Source organism: Raineyella sp., from assembly GCF_034933565.1.
Classification (GTDB): Bacteria; Actinomycetota; Actinomycetes; order Propionibacteriales; family Propionibacteriaceae; genus Raineyella.
In genome coordinates this window covers 1-5,071 of the sequence record NZ_JAYFNG010000050.1, presented here as the reverse complement: position 1 = coordinate 5,071, position 5,071 = coordinate 1, and the positions used below count along the sequence as shown (strand labels likewise).

The following is a 5,071-nucleotide window of genomic DNA, read 5'->3' as shown; positions in this document are numbered from 1 at the left end:
CATCATGGTGGGGTTTCCTCTCCTGAAGGGGTTCTTCCTTTGGGGTCAGGTGTTGCTCATCAGGGTCATCAGGGATGGCCCCAGCAGGATGGCGATGAAGACGATCGCCAGCATGGTCGCAGGGATGGTGAGCCGCTCGGATGCGGCGTTCGCACGGGCCTGCTCGTCGGTCAGGAGCGCCACGCGTAGCGCTCGGTTGTGTTCCCGAAGTGTTTGGTAGACGGGCATCGTCTGCTGTTCGGCCAGGGCCATGATGTTGGCCAGGTCGTCGAGTTCGGGCAGGGCCAGTTCGTCGCCCATCGCGCGGAGGACGTCCCACGGTGGGCGTCCGTCGACGCTGGACTGGGTGAAGCCTTCCGCCAGGCGGTCGAACACCCACTGGCCGCGGCCGACGCGCGCCGCGTTCTCCAGCGCCTGCCGGGGCCCCGACCCGGCGCGGCGTTCCAGCGCCACGAGGTCGATGAAGCCGGTCAACACGTGGTTGAACTCGAGGCGGGCCGCCTTCGCCTTGCCGTGGATGTCCAGGTTGGGCAGCACGAACAGCCCGACGGCGCCGACCAGCGACGCGATCAGCGGGACGGCGATCGGGAACCGCAACCCGAACACGTTGAACAGGGTCGACAGCAGCGGGGGTGCGACCAGCCCGATGGCAGCCAGGATCAACTTCTCGCCGTAGAAACTGGCCTCCGTCCGGCGCAGCAGCGCCAGTTCCTTGACCGGCGTCATCCACACCCACCTCGGCACCCAGCGCGCGACCCACGCACCCACCCGATCCTGGGCGTCCACGCCGCCCAGGAGGGCCGGAGCGGCAGGCACGCCGGTCAGCCGGTCCAGCGCGGGACCCAGCGCCGGGACGGTCGGAGCGAGCCACCACACCGCGCACAGGACGCTCGTGGCAAGCATCAGGCCCGTCAGGGCCGCGAGCTGCAGGCCGGTCATGATGGTTCTCCGGACGCCAACAGTCTGGGCAGCGGCTTGACCCGCGCCATCCGTCGCATCACTACGAGACCCACCACGTACAGCGAGAGGAGCACCGACAGGACGACCTGCCCCATCGGCGAGCGGTACGGCTCCAGGTACTGGCCGGTGGCGGCCATCCCGACCAGGCACACCACGGTGATCAGGGTGACGATCCGCGCGGTCTGGCGCGGCTTGCTGCGGTCGGCCTCCAGGTGGCGCCGGGCTGCGACTTCCGCGGACACCGACTCGGCAAGGCCGGACAGGATCTGGGAGAGACCGTCCGCCCGCTTCTGGGCCGCGAGGATGAGTGTGGCTGCCACCAGGTCACCGGTCGAGTCGTTGAACTGGTCGGCGAACGCGCGGAGCGCCTCTGCGGTGTTCCACCGCGACCGGATCCGGCCCACCAAGGTGGTCACCTCCGGACGGATGACGTCGGGTGCGGTGCGCAGCGTGGCCACGAGGGCGCCCTCCAGACCGACACCGACGGTGATCACGCCAGCCAGGTTGCGCGTCCACTCCGCCAGCCCTTCGAGGCGTTCGATCGTGTGGGACTCGTCCGAGACGCCCAGGACCACCGGTAGGCCGACCGCCGCCAGCGGGAAGACCACGATGGCGATCACCCAGCCCGACAGCAGAGCGACCACCACCCCGGCCACTGCTGCCAGGACACCCGCGACCAGCACGCGGCGCGGGACCGAAGCCAGCCGCGCCAGGACCCGGGGAGTCGCGGGTGCGCCCGTCGGGACCGGCACCCGACGGAGTCCTGCGACCAGCCCCATCACGCCACCGACGACCAGCACGCGCACCAGCGCGGGAACCAGCGGGTTCATGCGACACCGCCGTGGCGTTGCGCCTCCACCAGGAACTCGTTCGCCGTGAAGCCGTGACCCGCCAGCATCCGCAGGTGGTCGGGTAGCACGAAGGCGACCGCCGGGCCGTCGGGGTGGCTGCGGAACACGGTGGTCGCGGCGTAGCCGGCGGACTCCTCGCCCGGCGTGATCGCGAGCACCTCATCGACCACGCGCCGCTTGCGGACCGAGCCGTCGCGTCCGCGGACGAACATGGACCGCAGTTGCACCACCAGGCCGAGGCAGCGAGCCAGCTTCATCACCGCCGAGTCACGGGTGAACTCGCCGGACTGCATCGCGCAGCTGACGAGCTTCTCCATCGTGTCGGACGCCGACGCGGCGTGCGTCGTCGACAGGGAGCCGGACCCGGACTCCATGGCCATGATCATCTGCGCGACCTCGCGTCCGCGGACCTCGCCCACGATCTGGCGGTCAAGCGCGTACCGGAACGAGGCGTGCATGCCGTCCTGCAGGGTGAACTCGTTCACCGGACGCCCGTCGGGACCCCGCTCGCCCGAACCGGGACGCGCTTCCCACGAGAACACGACGGGGTGTTCGTCGACCAGCTGCTCCAGACCGAGTTCCCGCTCGGTCTCGAAGGTGCCCAGCACCTCTTCCGGGCCGATCTCGGCGCACAACGCTCGCAGCAAGGTGGTCTTGCCGTCGCCCTGCTGGCCGGACACGACGATCGACAGCCGGGCCTTCACCGCGGCCGCGAGGAACGACGCGAGCAGGGGGCTGACCGTGTCCAGGCCCACGAGGTCGTCGAGGGTGATGCGCACCAGGCGGTGCCTTCGGATCACGACGCTGGGTCGATGAGTGACGAACGCGGACGCCGCGAGGCGGGCACCCTCCAGGTTCAGGTGCAGGTCGGGATTGGCGTCGGAGAACACGCGCGGCGGATCGGCCCTGGACGCCAGGTCCTGCAGCAGCTGGATCAACTCATCGTCGGACGCCGCGACCGGTGGCCCCGGCACCTTCTCGCCGCCGACCAGGTCCAGGAACACCCGGTCGTGCCCCACGACGATGATGTTCTCGACGTCCGGGCGATCCACCAGCGGCTGCAACCGGCCGAGCCCGAACATCAGGTCGAAGACCGCCTGCGCCAAGGCGTCCTGCGCGGTCGCGGAGTTGACGGAGCCGTTGACCGCGAACCGCGCCTCCGTCGCCTCCTGGACGACCTCCATGATCACGGCACGCCCTAGGAGACTGCTGAACAATCCGCCCGCGTGCCCGCCGGTCTGACGGCCCGTCTGCTGGAATTGTTGGGTTGTGCAGGGTGAGTCGAGTCCGCAGCGGGACGTGTTGGACGTGGAGTCGCTGGCGGGGCATCTGCTCCCGGCTGGCGGTGTGTTCAGGTTTCTGGCCGAGCATCGGCAGCGGTTGTTCCCGGACGTGTTGTTCGCTGATCTGTTTCCCTCTGGGCGGGGCCGGCCCTCGATCCCGGGAGAGGTGATCGCGTCGGTGATCGTGTTGCAATCCCTTCACGGCTTGACCGACCGGGAAGCGGTCGACGCGCTCACGTTCGACCTGCGGTGGAAGGCGGCGTGCGGGTACCCGGTCGACAAGAAGGGGTTCGATGCGTCGTCGTTGACGGTGTGGCGGGCCCGGCTCGCCAGCTCGCAGCGGCCGCAGCGGATCTTTGAGGTGGTCCGGGATGTGATCGCCGCTACCGGTGCGGTGAAGGGCCGGCAGCGGCGTGCTCTTGATTCGACGATCCTGGATGATGCGGTGGCCCGGCAGGACACGGTCACCCAGCTGATCGCGCAGGTGCGCCGGGTCGGCCGGGAGGTGCCCGGCGCCCAGCAGATCATCACCGAACGCTGCACCCGGTTGGAGGCGTTGACCGGACAGGGCTACGACTTGACTGCCAAGCCGCGGATCGCGTGGGATGACATCCAGGTCCGCGAGGAGTTGGTGACCGCACTGGTCAACGACGCCCTCGCCCTGCTCGACGGTCTCGACACTGAAGCGATCACTTCCGCTGGCGGGAAGCCGGCCGAGGCGATCGCGCTGCTCGCGTTGGTCGCTGGGCAGGACGTTGAACCGGCCGAGGGCTCCGATGGCACCGATGGCCGGTGGCGGATCGCCCACAAGGTGGCGCCGGAGCGGGTGATCTCGACCGTCGACCCGGAGGCCCGGCATGCGCGCAAGACGGTGGAGCGTCGCCAGGACGGGTTCAAGGCCCACGTGGTGATCGAGCCCGACACCGGCCTGGCCACCATGGTCGAGCTGACCAAGGCTGCCGGCCCGGACAACAGCGACGCCACCGTCGGGGCCCGGCTGGTGGTCGCCGACCCGACGATCACCGGCCCGGTCGAGGTGCTGGGTGATTCGGCCTACGCCACCGGTGACATGCTCGCCACGCTTGATGCCAAGCAGTGGACCCCGCTGGTCAAGCCGTGGCCGATCCGACCCGCCGTCGCCGGCGGGTTCACCATCGACGACTTCACCCACGACGCCGCGACACGCACTCTGACCTGCCCGGCCGGGATCAGCCGCCCGATCAGTGGCAAGGGCAGTGTCACGTTCGGTGCCGCCTGCCACGGGTGCGCCCTGGCCCAGCAGTGCACCACCGCGAAGCGAGGCCGCAAGATCACGCTGCATCCTCAAGACCCACTGCAACGCCAGCACCGTCAACGAGCCACCGACGATGGTTTCCAGGCCACCTACCGACAACACCGGCCGATGGTTGAACGCACGATCGCTTGGCTGACCCGAGGGAACCGGAAAGTGCCCTACCGGGGCGTGACCAGGAACGACAACTGGCTCCACAACCGGGTCGCGGCGATCAACCTGCGCCGACTCCTCGCCCTCGGCCTCACCCACGGACCGACCGGCTGGGCGCTGGCCTGACCGACCGCCCGAGGGCACTTAACCCTTAACCAACAGCCGCCACCATGGACCTCAGACGGGCGGGGCGACCCCGTTGTCGCACTCTGGGTGCCGACTCACACTCGCCGCTCGACGGCCTTGGCGGCGTCCCGATCGTCGCCCATACTCAACACGCCCTCAGAATGGCGCCTTGTTCAGCAGTCTCCTAGCTCCTGCCGCGCGATCTCGTCCCCCAAGGGGGACTGCCCGATCCGCTCCGAGAAGCGCTTGGACGCCAGCGCGCGCAGTTCCGACGCCTCGTCCCAGTCCACCTCGGTCGACCGCTCCGTGGGTCGACCATCGACGCCCGACCTCGCCTCGCGGCCCACGACGTGGAGGGAGGACGCGGTCGGTGCGCCCGCCGTCGACAGGGTGAACCCGGAGCGGAC

The 5,071-nt window shown here is 69.6% G+C and carries 5 protein-coding genes; 1 reads left to right on the top strand and 4 read right to left on the bottom strand.

Annotation, left to right across the window (positions count from 1 at the left end):
- Nucleotides 1-45 precede the first annotated feature (45 nt).
- From VB059_RS13000 to VB059_RS12990, 3 genes are read right to left on the bottom strand one after another with little or no spacing between them, the layout of a single operon-like run.
- Complete coding sequence (locus VB059_RS13000) at nucleotides 46-939, bottom strand: type II secretion system F family protein (RefSeq protein WP_323422411.1); 894 nt, start codon at nucleotides 937-939, stop codon at nucleotides 46-48.
- Nucleotides 936-1,790: a type II secretion system F family protein gene (locus tag VB059_RS12995; protein ID WP_323422410.1), complete on the bottom strand. Its 855-nt coding sequence runs from the start codon at nucleotides 1,788-1,790 to the stop codon at nucleotides 936-938. Before VB059_RS12995 ends, VB059_RS13000 begins: the two co-directional genes overlap by 4 nt.
- Nucleotides 1,787-2,995, bottom strand: a complete 1,209-nt coding sequence (locus VB059_RS12990) for a CpaF family protein (RefSeq protein ID WP_300150641.1) — start codon at nucleotides 2,993-2,995, stop codon at nucleotides 1,787-1,789. Before VB059_RS12990 ends, VB059_RS12995 begins: the two co-directional genes overlap by 4 nt.
- Before the next feature lie 85 nt (nucleotides 2,996-3,080).
- Between VB059_RS12990 and VB059_RS12985 the strand changes: the two genes are divergently transcribed.
- The gene (locus VB059_RS12985; RefSeq protein ID WP_300150644.1) at nucleotides 3,081-4,664 is read left to right on the top strand and encodes an IS1182 family transposase; all 1,584 of its coding nucleotides are present in this window, start codon (nucleotides 3,081-3,083) and stop codon (nucleotides 4,662-4,664) included.
- Nucleotides 4,665-4,837: 173 nt separating this feature from the next.
- On the opposite strand, the gene VB059_RS12980 is transcribed toward VB059_RS12985, so the two are convergent.
- Nucleotides 4,838-5,071 (bottom strand): hypothetical protein (locus VB059_RS12980; RefSeq protein ID WP_323422409.1); only part of this gene is annotated, 234 nt, incomplete at its 5' end.